The organism is Rhodococcus sp. 15-2388-1-1a (genome assembly GCF_002259145.1).
GTDB lineage: Bacteria > Actinomycetota > Actinomycetes > Mycobacteriales > Mycobacteriaceae > Rhodococcoides.
The window spans coordinates 1-19333 of record NZ_NPFP01000041.1; the positions used below are offsets into that span (position 1 = coordinate 1).

Annotated in this window: 18 protein-coding genes; 7 read left to right on the plus strand and 11 right to left on the minus strand. The window is 64.6% G+C overall.

Going from position 1 to position 19333, the window contains the following annotated elements:
* Positions 1–106: 106 nt before the first annotated feature.
* Positions 107–2230 carry an MFS transporter gene (locus CH302_RS22920; RefSeq protein ID WP_037194791.1) on the minus strand — a complete coding sequence of 708 codons (2124 nt, stop codon included), beginning with the start codon at positions 2228–2230 and terminating at the stop codon, positions 107–109.
* Between the two features lie 192 nt (positions 2231–2422).
* Between CH302_RS22920 and CH302_RS22925 the strand changes: the two genes are divergently transcribed.
* Positions 2423–3040, plus strand: a complete 618-nt coding sequence (locus CH302_RS22925) for a TetR/AcrR family transcriptional regulator (RefSeq protein WP_037194793.1) — start codon at positions 2423–2425, stop codon at positions 3038–3040.
* Between the two features lie 85 nt (positions 3041–3125).
* On the opposite strand, the gene CH302_RS22930 is transcribed toward CH302_RS22925, so the two are convergent.
* Positions 3126–3782: a hypothetical protein gene (locus CH302_RS22930; RefSeq protein WP_037194795.1), complete on the minus strand. Its 657-nt coding sequence runs from the start codon at positions 3780–3782 to the stop codon at positions 3126–3128.
* Between the two features lie 66 nt (positions 3783–3848).
* On the minus strand, positions 3849–4595 hold the full coding sequence (locus CH302_RS22935; RefSeq protein ID WP_037194797.1) for a DUF6319 family protein: 747 nt from the start codon (positions 4593–4595) through the stop codon (positions 3849–3851).
* Between the two features lie 398 nt (positions 4596–4993).
* On the opposite strand from CH302_RS22935, the gene CH302_RS22940 reads away from it, so the two are divergent.
* Genes CH302_RS22940 through CH302_RS22950 form a run of 3 tightly spaced genes read left to right on the plus strand, consistent with a single transcriptional unit; the run spans position 4994 to position 9739 of the window.
* Positions 4994–7291 carry a glycerol-3-phosphate 1-O-acyltransferase gene (locus tag CH302_RS22940; protein WP_037194800.1) on the plus strand — a complete coding sequence of 766 codons (2298 nt, stop codon included), beginning with the start codon at positions 4994–4996 and terminating at the stop codon, positions 7289–7291.
* Positions 7288–8715, plus strand: a complete 1428-nt coding sequence (locus CH302_RS22945) for an HAD-IB family hydrolase (RefSeq protein WP_037194802.1) — start codon at positions 7288–7290, stop codon at positions 8713–8715. Before CH302_RS22940 ends, CH302_RS22945 begins: the two co-directional genes overlap by 4 nt.
* Positions 8708–9739 carry an adenylate/guanylate cyclase domain-containing protein gene (locus CH302_RS22950; RefSeq protein ID WP_037194805.1) on the plus strand — a complete coding sequence of 344 codons (1032 nt, stop codon included), beginning with the start codon at positions 8708–8710 and terminating at the stop codon, positions 9737–9739. Before CH302_RS22945 ends, CH302_RS22950 begins: the two co-directional genes overlap by 8 nt.
* On the opposite strand, the gene CH302_RS22955 is transcribed toward CH302_RS22950, so the two are convergent.
* The 8 genes from CH302_RS22955 to CH302_RS22990 are packed head-to-tail and all read right to left on the minus strand — an operon-like array spanning position 9721 to position 17121.
* Positions 9721–10782 (minus strand): MSMEG_0565 family glycosyltransferase, encoded by a 1062-nt coding sequence (locus tag CH302_RS22955; RefSeq protein WP_037194808.1) that lies wholly within the window; start codon positions 10780–10782, stop codon positions 9721–9723. The two genes, CH302_RS22950 and CH302_RS22955, sit on opposite strands and share 19 nt — an antisense overlap.
* The gene (locus CH302_RS22960; protein ID WP_037194809.1) at positions 10779–11630 is read right to left on the minus strand and encodes a carbon-nitrogen hydrolase family protein; all 852 of its coding nucleotides are present in this window, start codon (positions 11628–11630) and stop codon (positions 10779–10781) included. Before CH302_RS22960 ends, CH302_RS22955 begins: the two co-directional genes overlap by 4 nt.
* A gap of 7 nt (positions 11631–11637) precedes the next feature.
* Complete coding sequence (locus CH302_RS22965; protein ID WP_052048084.1) at positions 11638–12930, minus strand: MSMEG_0569 family flavin-dependent oxidoreductase; 1293 nt, start codon at positions 12928–12930, stop codon at positions 11638–11640.
* A gap of 11 nt (positions 12931–12941) precedes the next feature.
* Positions 12942–13232 (minus strand): MSMEG_0570 family nitrogen starvation response protein, encoded by a 291-nt coding sequence (locus tag CH302_RS22970; RefSeq protein ID WP_032396776.1) that lies wholly within the window; start codon positions 13230–13232, stop codon positions 12942–12944.
* Entirely contained in the window at positions 13225–14118 is an 894-nt protein-coding gene (locus CH302_RS22975; protein ID WP_037194814.1) for a carbon-nitrogen hydrolase family protein, read from the minus strand. Before CH302_RS22975 ends, CH302_RS22970 begins: the two co-directional genes overlap by 8 nt.
* Entirely contained in the window at positions 14115–15530 is a 1416-nt protein-coding gene (locus tag CH302_RS22980) for an MSMEG_0567/sll0787 family protein (protein ID WP_037195482.1), read from the minus strand. The genes CH302_RS22975 and CH302_RS22980 overlap by 4 nt, the downstream gene beginning before the upstream one ends.
* Before the next feature lies 1 nt (position 15531).
* Positions 15532–16587, minus strand: a complete 1056-nt coding sequence (locus CH302_RS22985) for an MSMEG_0568 family radical SAM protein (RefSeq protein WP_037194816.1) — start codon at positions 16585–16587, stop codon at positions 15532–15534.
* Between the two features lie 9 nt (positions 16588–16596).
* Complete coding sequence (locus tag CH302_RS22990) at positions 16597–17121, minus strand: MSMEG_0572/Sll0783 family nitrogen starvation response protein (protein WP_027495238.1); 525 nt, start codon at positions 17119–17121, stop codon at positions 16597–16599.
* A gap of 272 nt (positions 17122–17393) precedes the next feature.
* On the opposite strand from CH302_RS22990, the gene CH302_RS22995 reads away from it, so the two are divergent.
* The 3 genes from CH302_RS22995 to CH302_RS23005 all read left to right on the plus strand — a co-directional run.
* On the plus strand, positions 17394–17774 hold the full coding sequence (locus CH302_RS22995; protein ID WP_037194819.1) for a hypothetical protein: 381 nt from the start codon (positions 17394–17396) through the stop codon (positions 17772–17774).
* Positions 17767–18171: a hypothetical protein gene (locus tag CH302_RS23000; protein ID WP_037194821.1), complete on the plus strand. Its 405-nt coding sequence runs from the start codon at positions 17767–17769 to the stop codon at positions 18169–18171. Before CH302_RS22995 ends, CH302_RS23000 begins: the two co-directional genes overlap by 8 nt.
* A 461-nt stretch (positions 18172–18632) precedes the next feature.
* Positions 18633–19333, plus strand: a 701-nt coding sequence (locus tag CH302_RS23005) for a DUF222 domain-containing protein (protein WP_141216708.1), incomplete at its 3' end; no start/stop codon positions are given.

Genomic DNA, 19333 nt, shown 5'->3' on the forward strand with positions numbered 1-19333 from the left:
ATGCAATGGTCCATTCACGCGAGGACACCGTGCGCGTCGATGGCACTTTGCATACGTCTCGGCGGTGCAATGGTCCATTGACCCGGGCGGGCGGGGTAGGGCCGAACTACAGCGGCATTGCCCACATGGAACTCGAGCGCTCCTTGAATGCCGTGCAGTTCGCGTGTTGCTTGCTGGCCCGCTGGTAGAAGGTCTGCAACGGCGCAGTGGGTTCGGCAGGCTCCGGTGCGGGCGCAACCGGAAGATCGCTCAGTTCGAGCGCAGCGTCGAGAGCTTCCTCGGCCTCGATGCGTCGGGTGCGCGCCAGGTTGGACAGGGCGAGCTGGTGGATCGTCACGCGGTCGCCGGACTTGCTGTCCACCGTGGCCTGTCGGGCGACGGAGGCGTCGAGCTCGTACACCTTCGAGGCGAGTTGATAGATGCTGGGACGCTCGAGCTCGGCGTCCACCAGAGCAGGCTCGGCCAAGTGCGTAGATGCCTGTACGGTTCGCAATGCGTGCCGAGAGCCGGATTTCTGGGGCTTCGCCGACGGCCGCTCCAGTAGTTGCTCGAGCTCGGCGACCTCCCGATCTGCTGCCGGGTCCTTGGCCTGCGGTGCGACGAAGGGCACGATCGGCTCGAACGCGATCTTCTCCGACGTTGTCACCAGCGCCGCGTTCTTGGACGGGATGAGCAGCGCGACGATCACGGTGCCGACGCCGAACACCACGGCGGCAACAACACTCGTGTGCACCACGGCGTCACCGAACGCCGCGACGGCATTGGCTTCGAGATTGTCGGCGAACCCACTGAGGAATGCGTTCTGGTCGCGGATGACGTCGGAGACGATCACCGCACCTGCCAGCGAATCCTGTGATGCAGCAAGCCCTTCCGCAGCCTGACCGGTGTACTGGCCGTTCGGTTGCTTTCCGGGGAACGTCTGCAGAAATCCTTCGATTCCCTGACGGTAGGACGCGGCGAGCACCGATCCGAGCACCGCGATGCCGAGCGATCCGCCGAGTTCGAGGGCGGTGTCGTTGAGGCCGCCGCCCACCCCGAGCTTGCTGTCGGGGAACTCACCCATGATGGAGTCGGTGCAGGGCGAGACGGACAGGCCGATTGCCAGACCCAGCAGCGTCAGCACGGGAAGAAAGTCGGAGTACGTTGCCGTCGAATCGATTCCGATGAGCGAGACCACCGACAGCGTTCCGACGATCATGCCTGCGGTGACGGTGATGCGCGGTCCCAGTTTCGGCGTGAGCCACATCGTGATTCCGGATCCGACGAAGACTGCACCGGCCAACGGCAGGAGGTGAACGCCGGTGGACACCGGGCCGTAGCCGAGAGCGAACTGGAGGTATTGAGCAACGAAGTAGATCGCACCGAAGGTGACGAGGAAGAAGATCAGCACCGCGAGGGTGGTACCGCTGAGGATGCGGGAAGAGAACATCCGGACGTCGAGCAGCGGATTGGGATGGCGCAGTTCCCATCCCACGAAGCCGAGGACGGACAGCAGTCCGACGAGCGCGAAGTACAACGGCCCGACCGTCCAGCCGAAGTGCATCCCCTCGATGATGGCGTAGACGATGGTCGACACGGCCAGCACCGACAGCAGTCCACCGATCCAGTCGATCGCACCCGGGTCGACGGCCCGTGACGGCGGGACCAGCACGACGGCTCCGACGATGGCGGCCAACGCAATCGGAACATTGATCAGGAACGTCGAGTGCCAGGTGAAGCTCTCGAGGAGCCAGCCCGCCAACAGCGGCCCGGCCGCGATCGCCAGTCCCGAGGTGGCCGCCCATACGGTCACAGCGGTGGCGCGCTCCCGTTTGGGGAAGGTCGCCACCAACAGCGACAGTGTGGCGGGCATGACGATGGCAGCGGCAACACCCATGACGATGCGGGCCAGGATCACCCCGAGGGTGGCGTCGGTGAGTGCCCCGGCCACAGAACCGGCGACGAAGATGATCAGGCCGAGAATCAGTGCGCCGCGGCGGCTGTAGCAATCTCCGATCACACCGCACAGCAACATCAACGACGCGTAGGGGACGGTGTAGCCGTCGATCACCCACTGCAGGTCGCTGCTCGTCAGGCTCAGGTCGAGTGTCATCGACGGTGCGGCGACCAACAGGGACGTGTTGGCCATGACCACGATCAGCAGGCTCAGGCACAACACCACCAGCGCCGACCAGCGTCGTGGGTACGGTTTGTGCATCTCTTGGACAGGCGTCATCGCAAGCAGTGTCATCGTGTGTTCCCCCCCGTTGGCAAGGTGCGAGACACACCTTGCACAGTGCTGTGCAGCTTACGAAGCGTCGGCTAGGATCGGCAATCTTTTGTGGCGGCAACCACACTCCCCGCCCGAGATCGTGCTAGATGTTGTCCTGTGCGTAAGACGACGGAGTCGAGTTCGAATGCACGGGACGCAGCAGCGCCGCCCGTGCAACGACGTGACGCCCGGTCCAACCGAGCGCGAATTCTGCATGTCGCACAAGGGGTCCTGGCGGACAATCCTGATGCAACCATCAACGACGTCGCAGCCGCTGCCGGAGTTGTCCGGCGAACCGTCTACGCCCACTTCGCCTCTCGCGAAGCCCTGATCGACGGTATCGCCCTCGAGGCAGCGGAACGAATTTCGGCTGCGCTCACCCGAGTTCCAGCCGCGGACGAATCGGCGGTGACGGTGTTCGTTCGGCAGACGCTGGCCCTGGCGCGCGTCGGAGATCAGTACCGGCTACTGCTCGCGGTCGCACGATCCGATCTGGGACACAACAGCATTCACGATCTACTGACTCCGATGCGCGAGTCGGCCGCCGCAGTCATCCGGCGAGGACAGCGCGAGGGTGTGTTCTCCTCGTACCTCGCGGCAGAAGTACTGATCCTCAACATCGAGGCCATTGCGCTGTCGATTCTCGACGCCACCAACGCCGGACTGATCGGCGACCCGGCGGGAGCGGCGACGACGTCGAGCCTGGTGCTGCTGGGAATCGCGCCGGAAGACGCGGAACGCATCGTCGCCGACGTTCGGTCGTCCGACTCGTCCGCTCGCGCCCGCTGAGAGCAGCGCGGACCACGCGAACGGCGAAGGCCCCGTTCGCGCGGTGTGGTGCGCGAGCGGGGCCTTCGGCCGAAGCGTGGTGGATCTAGGGAGCCGGGACGAATCCGGCGCCGAGTCCGTTGCCCTGATCGACGTTGCGAAGGATCGCGTCGAAGTTGGTGCCGACCTCGGGTCCGAAGCACGCCACGCCGAGGTAGGCGTTGACCATGCCGACGAGGGTGTTGCCGACGACGACCGGGCTGCCCGAGTCACCTTCGACGACACACAGCTGCGCCCAGGTCTCCTGCGACTGCAGGACGTCGCCGTACGCGAGTCCGCAGGTGTTGCCGGTGGTACGGCCTTCCTTGCAGACGATGTTCGGGAACGCCGTCGGCGGACCGACCTGCGAGATGGTCACGTTGCCGACGCGGTTGATCGGTGCGACCTTGTCACGCTGGAATTCGATGAGGGCGTAGTCGTATTCCGGGTTGGAGAACGCGATGCGGCCGACCTCACCGAGGGAGGTGTCGTACTCGGGGACGATGGAGGCGCCCGCTTGGCCACAGTGACCGGCGGTGAAGCCGACCAGGTTTCCGTTGCGGTCGTTACCGATCGTCGTCAGCGTGCACTCGGCCGCGCCTCCGACGATGATTCCCGAGCCGCCGCCGAGAGCAGCTGGAGTGGCCGCGGATGCGGACCCCACGCCGACGCTGGCTACGATTGCAGCCGCCCCCACGACGACGAGCATGAATTTCTTGAACATGTACTCCCTCTCAGCGGTGTCGGCAGAACCCTAGCAACAACAGGTGTACGAACACGAGCGAGTCGTTCATACGTCCTGCTCGAGGGCGGCAAGCGTCGTGCGCGCCTCCTCGAGTTGACGGCTCAGTTCTGCAACGCGTCGGGCGGCTTCCTCGCGCGCGTGGGAGATGACTGCCTCGACTGCGTCGCGTGCAGTGGGGTCACCCAACTCTCGAACAGCGCGGCTCACCGACTCGGGGCTCACCGGTTGCGCTTTGGTGGGCCGCTTCGCGCCCTGGGTGACCGTGACCGACCAATCGTTGTCGGCCCCAGCATGGATGGTGACACTGATTCCCCCTGGAGCCTTCTTCGGTCGACGCGACGCCTGGCTCGGCGCGGGCACCGTCGAAGCAGCAGGAGTGGAAGGAGTGGACGCAGTCGGCGTTGCGGGCGCCTTCGGTGCAACGGCTGCGGCCGGTTGCTTCGGGGTCGGGGTCGGGGCCGGGGCGGACGCCTGCGGCTGTGCCGGCGCGGACGGCGGGATTCGCTTGGCCGCCACTCGTTTCGCCGGCGCGGGCGGTGTGGCGGGATTGCGGGTGATGCGCAGTTCCTCGGCCTCGTAGGGCAATTCGTCGTTGACGCCCTTCGGGCTGATCGTGACCGTGTTGCCGTCGATCGACACGACCTTCGCCGAGGTGCCGTCGGGCAGGCCGAGGCTCGGGTTCGGTTCGCGGAGATAGACGGTGGCCCGACGTCCCTCGGCGAGCGCCGCGGCCAGTGTCGTCAGATTCTCGGGAGTCAACGAATCGTTCACAGCGCGCCCACGGGGTGGCATCGACTACCGGCCTTTCTCGAAAGTGTTTGCGAATACTGTCGCACAGATGCTGGTGAGATGTGGCCGGGGCAGCGCAGGGCGCGTCGGATCGACGCATCCAGAGGAAGTTATCTGTTAATCCAAGTAACTGTAACCGCAAGTAACTGTTACTTGGATTAACACTTAGATTTGGTTGGCCGAGAAGGCCGATGACTCCGACTCTATACGACAGCCCTCGCGCGCGCCGCTCCAGTCCACCCGAACTGCCGTCGACCCGTACCGAGTACCGGTCGGTAGCTGCGCGCCTCTCGGTGAGATCGACGTCCGGGAACCGCCCTCGCCGAACCACCCTCGCGCGCGGTTTCTGCCGCGTAGCCTGGCGGCGTGCCTTCTTGCGACGGTACGGAACAGGAGTCTCGATGTACCACCTCGACGCGGACGAGCAGTCGCTCAGCGACGGTCCGCACGTGTATTTGCTCGATGCCAAATCCACCCTCGAGGTTCAGGCTCTGAATCAGTGGATCGACGCCACCACGCCGGACGGGGAACCCCGACCGCCCTCGGTTGTGCTCTCCGGTGAGGCGAAAACGTCACTGTCGGACAGTGTTCGCGGATACGCCGACGATCCGCTGCTGATCCCACTGCGGGTGACGCTCTCCGATCGCAAGAACGGAATTCTGCACCGAATCTTCGCGCCCCGTGGTCGGTCCAAGCCCACGCAGGTGTGGCAGCGATGGGTGGCAGGCGACGACCCCGACCACTCCGCAGTTCTCGTCGGCGAGCCCGCGACGCTCAGTGATCTGCAGGACCGGTTCGAGCGCGGCGGCGGCACGTCCCTGTCGTCGTTCATTCTGCGTCAGGCCAGTCTGGCTCTGGACAAGGCCGAGCGCGGCGTCATCGGCTCCGAGTACAAGATCCCGCGCTTCGTCGTCGAGGACATGACGGAGCAGAAGAAGTTCCGGGACGGAATCACCGAACTCGCGGAGGAGGTCGGCCAGGATCGCGAGGCCGTCGACAAGCGCGTCCAGGACATCCTCGGCGAGATGGTCGCAACCGAGACCCGCCGCGCAGTCGAGATGTGGGGAACCCTCGGGGCCTACTTCTCGCGGGCGTACAAGGTGGACGTGGACCGCGATCAGCTGCAGAAGGTGCGCGAACTCAACAAGAACTATCCGTTGGTGTTCCTACCCAATCACCGCTCCTATCTCGACCCGCTCGTGCTGCGTCCGGCACTGTTGGCCGAAGGTCTGCCGCTCAACCACGTCATGGGCGGCATCAACGTCGGCTTCTGGCCGCTGGGCCCGATCGCCAAACGCAGTGGCGTCGTACTCATCCAGCGCAAGTTCTCCGACGCGATCTACAAGTGGACGCTGCGTCAGTACATGAGCTTCCTGCTGAGCAAGCGGTTCAACCTCGAGTGGTACATCGAGGGTGGCCGAAGCCGCACCGGAAAGCTGCGCCCGCCGCGGTTCGGTTTGTTGACCTATCTGGTCGACGCACTCGAGACCAGTGATGCAGAGGACGTCTATCTGGTTCCGACGTCCATCACCTACGACCGTCTGCACGAGGTCGGCGCGATGGCCGAGGAATCGCACGGCGCGAAGAAGCAGGCCGAGGGCATTCGGATGGCCATCGGCTACATCCGCGCGCAGGGCACGTTGCGCGGCAACGTGTATCTCAACTTCGGAGAGCCGATGTCGGTGGCGTCGATCGTCGCCGAGAACACCGACAAGCGAGTGGCGGTGCAGAAGATCGCGCTCGGTGTCTCCCACGCGATCAACGACGCGACTCCGGTGACGCCGGCGGCGCTGGTGACCATGGCCCTGCTCGGCATCGAGGATCGCGCCCTCAACGTCAACGAGATGTGGGCCATCATCGCCCCGCTCGCGCGGTACATCAAACGCCGCAACCTGCCCACCGCGGGAGGCGTCGACATCGCCGACGTCGACGTCGTGCGCTCGGCCGTCATCGCACAGGTCAACGCCAACGTCGTCAAGCGTTTCGACGACGGCCCCGAGCCCCTGTTCTATCTGGCTCAGGACAAGCATCTGGTGGCAGCGTTCTTCCGCAACAACGCAATCCACTTCTTCGTCATGCGCGCCATCGGCGAGTTGGTCGTTCTACCGACCAGCGGCGATTCGGCACCACTGACTCAGGAATCGCTGTGGCAGTCGGCACTGCAGTTGCGCGATCTGCTCAAGTTCGAGTTCTTCTTCGGCGACAAGAAGGACTTCGGCGAACGGCTCGAATCCGAGGTCGATCTCATCGATCCGGACTGGCGCACCCACATCAGCGACCCCGATTACGCTGCGCGACAACTTCAGTCACAGGATCTGCATCTGGCCCACCGCGTTCTGCAGCCGATCTTCGAGGCGTATCAGGTGGTTGCCGATCAGCTGATGTTGCTGCCTCAGAGCGGTGAGTTCGACAAGGCGAAGTTCATCTCGGAGTGCCTCGGTGCTGCGCAGGCCAGACGGCTTCGTCAGCAGCTCGATCACAGCGAGTCGATCTCCGGCGAATTGTTCGATACTGCACTGCAATTGGCGGAGAATCGCGATCTCGTCGATTCCAGTTCCGAGGGTGTCGCACGCCGACGTCGAGACTTTGCACTCGAGATCGACGAGTGGGCACGCAAGGTGCGTACGATCCGCGACATGGCCCACCGCATGCTGCGCGAGGTGGAACCGATCTCGGCCCCCGAGGAGAACAATTCATGACCGAGTTCGACGATCGACTGATCGCGATCGCCGCCGCTCCACCCGGCCGCGACACCGTTGCGTTCTTCGATCTCGACGGCACCCTGATCAACGGATTCTCGGCCCGTGCAGTGTTTCTCGAACGGCTCAAGACCCTCGACGTGACGGTCAAGGAACTGTGGGAGATATCGAGCGCCGTCGTCGAGATGCGGATGCGCAACTCCCCGGTCGACAACCTGATGGGCAAGGCCGTCCGCGGCCTGGAGGGCCGTCGGGAAGAGGATCTGATGGAACAGGCAGACACGCTGTTCCGCAACGAGATCGCGCCGATGATCTACCCGCAGGCCCGCATCCTCGTCGAGGCCCACCGCCACGCCGGGCATCGACTGGTGATGGCCACCTCGGCCACGCCGTACCAGGCGCTGCCGGTCCAGCAGGACATGATGTTCGAGACACTGTTGTGCACCACCCCCGTGGTCACCGACGGAATACTGACCGGCGAGCTGGTCGGCGATTCGCTGTGGGGACCACGCAAGGCACAGGCCGCGATCGACTACGCCGAACGTGAGGGAATCGCTCTCGCCGGCTGCTTCGCCTACTCCAACGGCGGAGAAGATGTGCCGCTGCTCGAGGCCGTCGGCCGCCCCGTCGCCCTGAACCCGGATCCCGAGCTGCAGCGGTACGCAGCGAAGAAGCAGTGGCCGTCGCTGACGTTGGAGAGTCCCAAGCGCGGCACCGATCTGACCTCCGCCGTGCGCAGCACCGCCGCACTGGGGTCGGTGCTGGCCAGTGCATCGATCGGACTGGGGCTGGGACTGCTCACGCGCAGCCGCCGCAACGGAGCGAACATCACGAGCACCATTGCGCCGGACATTGCGTTGACCATCGCCGGCGTCAAGCTCGACGTGACCGGGACCGAGAACGCGTGGTCGGCTCGGCCTGCTGTGTTCATGTTCAACCATCAGAGCACCGCCGACTCGATCATCGTCACCTCCATTCTCCGACGGGACATCACCGCGGTCGCCAAGCGAGAACTCGAACGCGACCCACGATTCGCACTGCTGGGGAGGATCTTCGACGTCGCCTACGTCGACCGTGGCGATCCCGCTCAGGCGCGGGAGGCGATGCGTCCGGCCATCGAGAAGTTGCACAGTGGCATTTCGGTCGCCATCGCGCCCGAAGGCACGCGGATGCCGACGTCGCGTCTCGGACGGTTCAAGAAAGGCGGCTTCCACCTGGCGATGCAGGCCGGAGTGCCCATCGTTCCGATCGTCATCCACAATGCAGGCGACGTGATGTGGAAAAAGGATTTCACCGTCCATTCCGGTACCGTCAAGGTCACCATCGGCGAGCCCATTCCCACCACGGACTGGGAGCCCGACAAGATCGACGCCTACGTGGACGATGTCCGTTCCTATTTCGACAGAACGTTGGGATATGCCTGAGAACCAGATCAACTCGGTGGTGCAAGCGGAGATCGAACGCAATCTCCTGGGGGGCACCCCCAAGTACACCCGGTCCGACATCGTCGCCAAGTCGGGGCTGCCGCTCGAACGGGTCATCGCGCTGTGGATCGGCATGGGCTTTCCCATTCACACCGACACCGAGGCGGTCGTCTACACCGATGCGGACCTCGAGGCACTGAAGCTGATCACCGGGCTCACCGAACAGAAGGTCATCAAGCCCGAGATGGAGGTCGCCATCGCGCGCACCCTGGGTCAGTCGATGTCGAGGCTCGCGGAATGGCAAGTGGGCGTTGTGAACTCTCACATCCTCGAGCGCATCACCAACAGCGACGAGGACAAGAACGACATCGTCGCCATCCGGCGCAACGCCAGGGACATCGCTGCCGAGACGGTCCCCACCCTCGAGGCACTCCAGGCGTACACCTGGCGACGACACTTGGCCGCAGCGGCAGGACGGTCCATCGCCGCTCCCGACGACGTCACCGACAGCCCCGTCATGGCCGTCGGCTTCGCCGACATGGTGGGCTACACCAGCCTGACGCGTCGACTCGATATCGGCGAACTCACGACTCTCCTCGAGGAGTTCGAGTCTCTGGCCACCAATATCATTGCCCGCGGCCGCGGTTCGGTGATCAAGAACGTCGGCGACGAGGTGATGTTCAGCGCGCAGACCCCCGAGGACGCTGCTCACATCGCGCTCGATCTGCAGGACGCCTTCGCCGAGCAGGAAGACATGCCGGACCTGCGGGTCGGGCTGGCCTGGGGCCCGGTTCTCGCCCGTTACGGCGACCTGTACGGGTCGGTGGTCAACATCGCTGCGCGACTTACCAGTTCGGCCAATCCCGGAACCACTCTCGTCGATACCGTCATGACCGAGGAACTGCGTCACGACTCGGAGTTCTACCTCAAATCGATTCGCTCACTACGAGTCAAGGGTTTCCACAAGCTCAAGCCCCATCGACTCAAGCGCAACAAACGAGGCGGTCACCGGAGCGAGGAGTAGAACTCCAGGTGTCGACGGGCGGCCTCGTCCCACGTGAGGCGGTGTGCGAGCGTCAGGCCCGGTTGCGGATTCCGCGGTTCCCGCACGGCACGTTCGAGCTCGGCTGCCATGGTCGCCGCCGTGGACGCGTAGGTGACGCTGTCTCCGAACACTTCCCGCAGTACCGGTAGATCTCGCGCGACGACGGGAGTCGATGCGGCGAGAGCCTCCATGGCGGCCAGCCCGAAGCCCTCCTTGGTGGAGAAGAACGGCAGCACGGCGGCCTGCGCCACGAGGTGCGGCAACTCGTCGTCGTCGACGGTTCCGAGTATCACCGGCTCGATACCGAGTTCGGCTGCGCGGCGGTCGAACTCCGAGCGGTAGTCTCGATAGTCGAACAGCGTCTCGCCGCCGGCGAAGACCAGTCGCAGATCGTGCGCCCGCAGCCGGGCGAAGGCGTCGAGCAGATCGAGACTTCCTTTGCGTGGTTCGATACCTCCCACTGCGAGCATGTATCGGCCGAGCTTCTCGCGCCAGTGCGTACGGCCCGATTGCTCGGCTGCGGTGAACCTCTCGGCGTCGACGCCGTTGGGGATGACCGTGGGCTCGAATCCCCACCCACGGTGAACGTCGCTCGCCACCGCTGCCGACACACAGATGCGCGCGTACGGGGCGGTGATCGCAAGCTCGTGACACGCGGCCAGCTCGGGCGTGGTGAACTCGTCCAGGTGGTGGATGGTCCTGATGCAGCGGCCGACGGCATTGGCCGAGATACAGTCCTGCGCATGGACGATGTCGTACTCGTCCGGCGTGAAGGCCTGCCGCAGAACATCGATGGACCGCAGTATGCGTTCGCCGACGCTCTCGTTCTCGCGCTGCTCGAACGGCACCATTCGCACGGTCACGGCTGGGTCGACGTCACGAAAGAACGTACTGTCGCCACCGCGGCCGAGAGACCACACCGACACGTCCTGTCCAGCGCGCGCGAGCGCCTCGGCCAGCGCCAGTGTGTGCACCACTCCGCCGCGCGGCTTGGACGAGTAGGTCGACAGACTGATCTTCACTGACCCGGCTTCTCCTGCAACAGATTCGGATACGCATCCACCCGACGCTCCGCCAGGTGATGCAGCCCCCGGCGGGCTCGGTCGACCTCTGCGTCTACATCGATCTCGTGCACCGCAAGGCCACCTTTGGACCAGGTCCGCGCCAGGACGTCGCCACCGGGCCCGACGATCTTCGCCTGCCCGAGAAAGCGCAGGGAACCCATCACTCCGGTTTGATTGGACGAGACCAGTACCACCTGGTTCTCGGCGGCCCGGGCTGCGTCGTACAGATCGAACAGACGGGACTGCCGATCGTTCGGCAACGACGATGCCCGATCTGTCACGCTTGCGGGCCACGCAGACAGCGCCGCAATGATTCTCGCGCCGTCCAGTGCCAACGTCCGCGCCGACTCCGGGAATGTCTTGTCGTAGTCGATCAGCATCCCCATCCGCCCCACCGGGGTATCGAACGCCTCGAAGTGGTCACCGGCCGCGTAGGCGAGCGACTCCCCGAGCGGCTGGTGCACCTTGCGGTGACTACCCAGAATGCCGTCTCCCGTCAGACAGGCGGCAGCGTTGTACCGCAACCCTTTCGACAGCTCGGTGTACCCGATGCAGATCGTCATGTTCCCGGCCGCGGCGATGATCGCCGCCAGTTCCGGGCCGTCGGGATCGAGGGTGGGCGGTAGTTCCGCGGGATCCGGATTGCTCAGGCTGTTGATGTAGCCCCCGAGGGACGCGTCGGGCAGCACCAGGAGATCGATGCCTTCTCGCGCCGCACTGGAGATGATCGTGGTGATCTTCAGTACGGCCCGATCGACATCTCTGCCGAAATGCGCTGCCAGCGCGCCGATCTTGATGGGAGCCACGGAACTCTCAGACCATCTGACTCTGCGGCTGCGCCGAGCTCTGAGACTGCTCGGTGTTTCGAGACTGCACGGCACTGATCTCGAGACCGATCTGATCCGCCAGGAACGCGGCATCTCGGGCCACCGAGGCGAAACGACCCGAGCCCCAGGTGTGCTGCCACGGCAGGCCGAGGAAGTACAGACCGGAGACCGAGGTGACGCCGCGGTTGTGCGTCGGGTGACCCTCACCGTCGAAGGCACCGACCTTCAGCCATCGGTAGTCGGTCCGGAAGCCGACCGACCAGACGACGGCCTTGATGTCCGCGGTAGCGAGGTCGAGTTCGGTGGTCTCGGTCTCCGGACGCCACACCGGCACGTAGCGATCCTCGGTGGGGGCGCTGATTCCCTCGCGCTCGATGTAGGCGTCGATGTTGTCCTTGATGCTTTCGGCCACCCGATCCGCGGCATCGAGAGATGCCTCGAGGGTGGGTGCGAACTGCAGAACGCCGTCCTCGACTCCGAGCAGTCGGCCGTAGAGTTGCATCCCCTCGGTGGCGAATGCGCGCAGGTCGATGTCTCGACCACCGTCACGGCCGGTGACGTAGTGGTTCGTGTTCTCGCGTTTGCCGACGCCACCGGGTTGATCTTCGATGGAGACATCGTAGACGCCCATGTCGTGCAACCAGGCGACACAGTCGCGGCCGCGATAGAAGCGTGCGACGCGGGGAGCGGTGCCGGCCACCAGGTGGACGCGTCGGCCGTCGAGGTGCAGGTCCTCAGCGATCTGCGCGCCGGACTGGCCGGTGCCGACGACCAGTACGTCTCCATCCGGGAACTGATGCGAGCCGCGGTATTCGGACGAGTGGATCTGAACGATGTCACGGGGAAGCTTCTCGGCGAATCGCGGAATGGTGGGGATGTGGTAACCGCCGACCGCAACGACGATCTGATCGGCATGCATCGGGCCCGCAGAGGTCTGCAGGTCGAAACCACCATCCGCAGACTGGAGTGCCTGATCCACCGAAACATGCTCTTGCACCGGTGCAGCGAAGCTCTCGGCGTAGCGTCGGACGAAGGCGTACACCTCGTCGCGCTGCATGAACCCGTCGGGATCGTCACCGTCGTAGGAGTATCCGGGAAGTGCGCACTGCCAGTTGGGCGTGACGAGTGTGAAGTTGTCCCAGCGGGAGTCCTTCCACTCGTGCGCGATCGTGTCGCGCTCCAGCACAACATGTTCGATGCCACGCTGAGTCAGAAGCCAGCTGATGGACAGGCCCGCCTGGCCGCCGCCGATGACGATCACGGAGTGGTTCTCTGTCACACTGTTCGGATTCATAGCAATTCAGCTCCCGACATGCTCAGTACGCGAACGGCACCGGCCTCGTACGAGGTACTGACACCGTGAATCTCCTCCATCTGCTGTGCGGCCGAGGTGCACCGCATGCCGAACTTGGCAAGCACTCGATCGCTGGCGATCGTCAGTGCCTCCGACGTGCGCTGCACGAACTCAGCCACCGGGTATTCCTGGCCGGGCGTCAGGTAGTCGTGCATCACCAGAGACGGCGAATAGCAGGACTGTTCGCGTCCGTCGGGCCATCGAACGAGGAACGACATCTCAGGCATGGATCGGCTCCTTCGTGATGGTCCGGTACACGGACGGCCGACGATCGCGAAGGTTGTACATCCCGCCGCCCCGTGCTGCGCCGATGAGGGCAGCGATGTCGACGGTGGCCGTCGCCAGGCCCGGTTCGACGCCCGTGCCCGCGAGGATCTCTCCTCCCGGCCCGACGATCTTTGCGCTGCAGACGAATCGAAGAGATCCGAAGGTACCGGCCTGATTGGCTGCGACCCAGATGATCTGGTTCTCGAGAGCGCGGGCTCGGTCGTAGATGTCGAACCGCTGCTTCCACCGGTCCTCTTCCATGTTCTCGACAGTCGCGGTGCGGGCCGTCGGCCAGGCGGAGATGGAGGCGACGATCTCGGCACCGTCGAGCGCCAGTTCCCGTGCTGCCTCGGGGAATCCCTTGTCGTAACAGATCTGCATGCCCATGCGGCCGATCGGAGTGTCGAAGGCGGAGTAGCTGTCTCCCGCGTCGTAGCAGAGATTTTCACCCAGCGGCTGGTGCACCTTGCGATATGAGCCGAGGATGCCGCTGCCGTCGACCGTCACAGCGGCGTTGTAGCGGGTGTCGCCGTCCTTCTCGCAGAAGCCGAAGGTGATGACGGTGTCGCCCGCCATGTCGATGACGCGCCTGATCTCCGGCCCGTCGAGTTCGAGAGCGGGAGGCAGTGCCTTCAGCCGCCGCTGTCGCGATTCCTCGGTCTCGTCGCCGCCGCCGAGGCTCGGCAGGTAGCCGCCGAGGCAGGCCTCGGGCAGGACGAGCAGTTGGCTGCCGCGATTGCGTGATTCCTCGAGCAACGCGGCGATGGTGGCGTAACCCTGTTCCATGTCGCGACCGAATTCGGCTGCGGCGACAGAAATGGTCACGGGCTTCGGGTGGGTGGTCATGCTTCTCCCAATCCGGTCACGGTGGACGTGACCGCGCGAGTGGTGATTCCGTCGGGCCATCGCAGCGCGACGCCCGGAATGTCGGTGAGCTCTCCGCAGACTGCGGACAGTGCAGGTCCGGACGGTGCAGTGGGTGCACCGGGACGGTCCGCGGTGATCATCGCGAACCCTGGAAAACACGTGATCCATTCGCCCATCGACGCTGCGTCGGGCTTCGGTATCGAGGCGATGTCGAGTACGGCGCCGGTTCCGCTCGCCTCGGCGAGCATTCCGGTGGTGCCGGCCAAGCCTGCCATCGAGACGTCCTTGGCGGCCTTGGGTGCGGTGCGGGCGACGAACGACGCCATTGCCGTCAGTTCGTCGGAGTTCCGACGAGAAGACGAATCCCATTGCTGGCCATGGTATCCGCGTCGCCACTCCCCTTCGATGTCTGCAGTCAGCGTCAACCGATCGCCGACGCTTCCGCCGCCCGCCCGTACCGGTTGCGAGGTGCGACCGAGCGCGGTGACCGACAGTGACGACGGCACCCCGGCCTGGGTGTGGCCACCGAGCACCGGAACCTGCCACGCTGCAGAGGCATTGGCGAGACCGCGAATGATGCGAGTCAGTCGGGACTGTGTGGGCGCTCCGACGGAATCGAGCATGCCGACGGCTCCTGCCCCCATCGCCGAGAGGTCGTTCAGATTGACCAGCGCGGCACACCAGCCTGCCCACTCCGGGTCGCGATCGACCATGGACGGGATGATGGCATCGCACGCTGCGATCATGTCGCTGCCTGGTACCGGAACGCCGTCGTCTCCGCGAAAGCCTTTGGCACCGAGGCCGAGCGGCTGTGCACGAAGGGGTGCGAGTACCCCGGCGAGCATCGCCTTGGTCGACGACACGAGCCGTTCGATGCGGTCGATCGGCCAATACATCGCCACGTGCGGCGTGTTGGCCACCACGACGTCGCCGCGGCGAATCCACCCGAGGCGGGCGAACAAGTGCTCGTTGCTCTTCTGCACCGTCGCGTCGAAGCGAAGCACGCCTCGACTCTCGGCATGGGCGCAGGCTGCCCGAACAAGGGCAGGCCCGACACCGGCAGTGCGCGCCGCGGCAGAGACCACGAGACGGCTTCCGGCCCACCACCCCAAATCCGTTGCCGTGCATGGTGCTAGCCGAACTCCGCCGAGCACAGTGCCGTCCCGGTCGGTGGCGACCAGAACGACTGCTCGCGGATCGTCGTCCACGTCGTCGTGATCGGTGCCGGCGAACAAGCCCTGTTCGGCAACGAAGGTCGCTCTCCGGAGCGCACGATAGGCGTCGAGTTGCACTGCGCTTCCGCACGGTTGGACGATGAAACCGGGCTCGACGACAGTGGTTGCGGTACCTGACAATCCGGCAAGGTCGCCCGGTTCTACGACACCGAACATGTCAGCCTCCCGCGTTCTGCAGAACGCTGCACGCACCGCACGCCGCGCAGCCTGCCTTCTGTTCGGATCCGAGCATCGCCGCGGCCTTAAGCTCCTTGGCGACGCGTCGGGTGACGTTTTCGAGAACGTCCCGGCCGGGGGCCGTCGCGCGGTCGACGTCCACCGCCAACGTTCCGGCGAGCGGACGGAACGGAACGACGAAGGGGTAGACACCCATCTCGATGAGTTCCGCTGCCCCGGCTACCAATTCGTCCGGATCCTCGCCGAGGCCGACCAAAATGTAGGTCGAGACCTGGTTGCGTCCGAATATCCGGACTGCCTCTCTCCAGGCCGCACGGTACTCGTCCATCGAGACCGAGGCCTTGCCCGGCATCCACCGGCGTCGAACGTCGTCGTCGAGAGATTCGACGTGGATACCGATGGATTCGGCTCCGGCGTCGTACAGATCCTGAATGGTCTGCAGGTCGCCGGGAGGTTCGCACTGCACCTGAATCGGCAACTGCGGAACCACCGCCTTGATGGCGCGCACACAACGGGCCAGATGACGGGCACCGCGATCCTTCGCGGCCGAAGTGCCAGTCGTCATGACCATTTGGGTGACGCCGTCGAGCCGCACCGCAGCCTCGGCTACCTCGGCGAGTTGCGCCGGAGTCTTGACGGCGATGGTGTCGCCGGCGTCGAGCGAGGCCTCGATGGAGCAGAAGCGGCAGCGTTGATCGGCGCCGTAACGGATGCACGTCTGCACCACGGTCGTAGCGAGAACACTGGACCCGTGGAGCTTGGCGATCTTCTCGTAGGCGATCCCGTCAGCGGTGGTGAGGTCGTAGAACTTCGGCCGGTCGACGGCCTCGACATCGAGACCGATGTCGTTGCCGTCGAACAACACTCGACCCTCTTCGAGCACGTACGGACTGAGCGGATTGCGCGGGATGGCTGCGCCGAGGCCATCGATGCGGACATGTCCATCGTCACTCGGGCCGGCACCGGCAGTTCTGGACACCGGCGTTGCTCCTCGAATTCCGAGCAACGCCAGATCCACACGTGTAGAGATGGACATCGGGATCCCCTAGACCATGTAGGTCGAATTGATGATGGCACCCTTGCGCGCGTAATGGATCAGCGCGTCCTGCACGTCGAGGGGGTGGGCCGGGATGACACCCTCGATGAGGTCCTCTTCGCGGCCACCGTGCAGCGCGAGCCCGAAGCGGCAGCAGAACACGGTGCCACCTTCGGCGATGAACGTCGCGAGCGAATCGTTGATGTTCTGCTCGCCCGGGAAGCCGGAGTCACCGGTCGTCGGAAAGCCGCGAGTGGCAAGGCAATTGATAGCGCCCGGGCCGTAGAAGTACATGGCCGACTCGAAGCCCTTACGCAGTGCGCGCGTTGCCTGGAGCACAGCGACGAACGAGACCGAGGACTCGTGCGCGATGCCGTGCACCAGCGTGAAGTAGCTCTCGCCGTTCTCGGCCTTGTAGTCGGGGAAGATCTTGGTGGAACCGTAGATGTTGCTGCCCTTGGGAAGTGAAGGGTGCGGGATCTCTTCGAGGGACTTCTTGATGTTCTCGGCGATGGACTGGTCGAGGTCTGACACGGGTGTCTCCTGAGGTTCGCAGAACTGGCTGAATGCAGTGGGCAATTACTCGAGATGCGGTGGACACCGATGGCCACCTGAGGAAGAGAGGTCATGTCCGGCGAAAGAGCAGATCCTCTTCGGCCATGGAACAAGTACAAGCCCCATCCATTTCCGATTGGTCACGCTCGGAACAACTCCGTGTTGCCAGGGCCTCACAGTGTTGACGTGGTGTTACGCGACTACTGTGAAGGCTGGTCCACCTATCCACTGCGAGCAGGACGAGGAACTCGATGATCGGCGCCGTCACCGGCTTGTTGTATGCGTTGTCGCTGGTAGTGGGCATCTGGGTGCTCGCGAAGCTCGCCATGAACCGACCGGTCCTGTTGAAGAACAAGGCCGACCGAGCGTTGTTCTGGACCATCGCCGCCACCGAGGCCGTCGTCGCGCTGCAGGCCGTCATCGGGTTCGTCATGATGTTCACCTCGGACCGCGAGATACACCGGCTGACATTCGGGTCCTACCTCGTCGGGCTGCTGTTCCTGCTCCCCCTGGGCACGTGGTGGTCCCTGGGCGACCGCTCCCGCGGCGGCACAGCAGTTCTCCTCGTTGCCGTCCTGACCCTCGCGGCCATGGTGCTGCGCCTGAGCCAGATTTGGGCCGGATATGCCTGACAACCTCCAGCAAGCCACGCGCACCGGATTCGGGCGCTTCCTCATCGCCGTCTACGCCGTGTTCGCCGTCGCCGCGACAGCGCGCTCGATCGTGCAGCTCACCACTCGATTCGACGACGCACCGGTGGCGTATCTGCTGTCGGCTTTCGCGGCAGTCGTCTACATCGTCGCCACCGTAGGACTGGCGCGAGCAACAGAAGCATCCCGCCGAGTGGTGACGGTGTCCTGCATCATCGAACTCGTCGGAGTCATCGGCATCGGCACCCTCAGCTACATCCAGCCGCAGGACTTCCCGGAGCCGACGGTGTGGTCGCACTTCGGATCCGGATACGTCTTCATCCCGGTCATCCTCCCCATCGCGGGACTGTGGTGGTTGCGAAAGACTCGACAGCAGTAGGGGTCTGTTCTAATTTCGCCATATTGGCTGAAGTGTCGACACACCACGGTTTCGATCTCCGCTCAGTACTCGCACGACGATCAGTCTCGCCATGGACGACATGCCGAACAGGCGAGGCAGAACCGTCCCCTCGGGTCGTAGCCGCCCTCGCAGCTGACGTATGTATGTGACGCTCCCCCCACCGGCGCGGCCGCGAAGTCGGCCGTTCATCGCGACGCAGGGGGCCGGCCGATGGGCTCGAGTTATGCACCGCTGTTCGTCGACTTCGGACAGGACATCGAGATACTTGCCGCGCTGCTCGTGATCGTGATCGGAACCGCGGCGACCATCATTCCAACACGGCGGCGGCCGCCCTATCACATACGTCCGACAGGTCCCGATCATCGAATAGTTATGCAGGGCAATAGTTTCCGATTGCACTATGGTTGTCAGTCGAACGCGCGTTCGATACACTTGCTCGCATGACCACGGAGATCTGGCAACTGAGCGAGAGTGAACTCCTCGCCGACGCCGCCGCTGTCTCCCATCAGATCCAGTTGTTGGAGGCTCGGCGGATTGCTCTCGTCGCCGAGATCGACACCCGCGTGAGCCGGGAGAAGCTCGGCTTCCCCGGACCCGCCGGATGGCTGACCTCCACCACCCTGCTCTCACCGTCCAAGGCCACCAAGATCGTCGCCCTCGCCCGCGGCATGGCTGCATTTCCCGACATCGCCGACGCCGTGAACACCGGCGTCATGTCCATCGATCACGCCGCCCTGATCCTCACCTTCGCCGAAACACCCCCGGAGAACCTGCCGGAAGAGGGTCGCGATGCCGCACGTAAAGCTCTGATCAAGGCTGCGACCGGGCCCGACGCGCGTACCGGCCGGATCCGAGCAGCGATCACCAGACTCGAAGACAGCTTCGGCACCAAAAAACCACCCGCCGAGAACACCGACCGCAACGAACTCTTCGCCTCCACAACCCTGAACGGGCGGCTGGTGTTGAAAGGTGACTTCGATGCGATCACCGGCGAGAAACTCCTCACCGCACTCTCGCCGTTGACCGAACCCCGCCCCGCAGCCGACGGCACCCAAGACCAGCGCAGCCCCGCCAAGCGCAGAGCCGACGCCTTCGGACACATCCTCGACCACTACCTCGCCTCCAGTGATCGCCCCATCGA

Bases quoted from the DNA above. Each gene is read 5' to 3' on its own strand.
- CH302_RS22935 (WP_037194797.1), bottom strand. From the start codon at position 4,595: ATGCCACCCCGTGGGCGCGCTGTGAACGATTCGTTGACTCCCGAGAAT.
- CH302_RS22975 (WP_037194814.1), bottom strand. From the start codon at position 14,118: ATGACCACCCACCCGAAGCCCGTGACCATTTCTGTCGCCGCAGCCGAA.
- CH302_RS22940 (WP_037194800.1), top strand. From the start codon at position 4,994: ATGTACCACCTCGACGCGGACGAGCAGTCGCTCAGCGACGGTCCGCAC.
- CH302_RS22985 (WP_037194816.1), bottom strand. From the start codon at position 16,587: ATGTCCATCTCTACACGTGTGGATCTGGCGTTGCTCGGAATTCGAGGA.
- CH302_RS22970 (WP_032396776.1), bottom strand. From the start codon at position 13,232: ATGCCTGAGATGTCGTTCCTCGTTCGATGGCCCGACGGACGCGAACAG.
- CH302_RS22945 (WP_037194802.1), top strand. From the start codon at position 7,288: ATGACCGAGTTCGACGATCGACTGATCGCGATCGCCGCCGCTCCACCC.
- CH302_RS22920 (WP_037194791.1), bottom strand. From the start codon at position 2,230: ATGACACTGCTTGCGATGACGCCTGTCCAAGAGATGCACAAACCGTAC.
- CH302_RS22980 (WP_037195482.1), bottom strand. From the start codon at position 15,530: ATGTTCGGTGTCGTAGAACCGGGCGACCTTGCCGGATTGTCAGGTACC.
- CH302_RS22995 (WP_037194819.1), top strand. From the start codon at position 17,394: ATGATCGGCGCCGTCACCGGCTTGTTGTATGCGTTGTCGCTGGTAGTG.
- CH302_RS23000 (WP_037194821.1), top strand. From the start codon at position 17,767: ATGCCTGACAACCTCCAGCAAGCCACGCGCACCGGATTCGGGCGCTTC.
- CH302_RS22930 (WP_037194795.1), bottom strand. From the start codon at position 3,782: ATGTTCAAGAAATTCATGCTCGTCGTCGTGGGGGCGGCTGCAATCGTA.
- CH302_RS22950 (WP_037194805.1), top strand. From the start codon at position 8,708: ATGCCTGAGAACCAGATCAACTCGGTGGTGCAAGCGGAGATCGAACGC.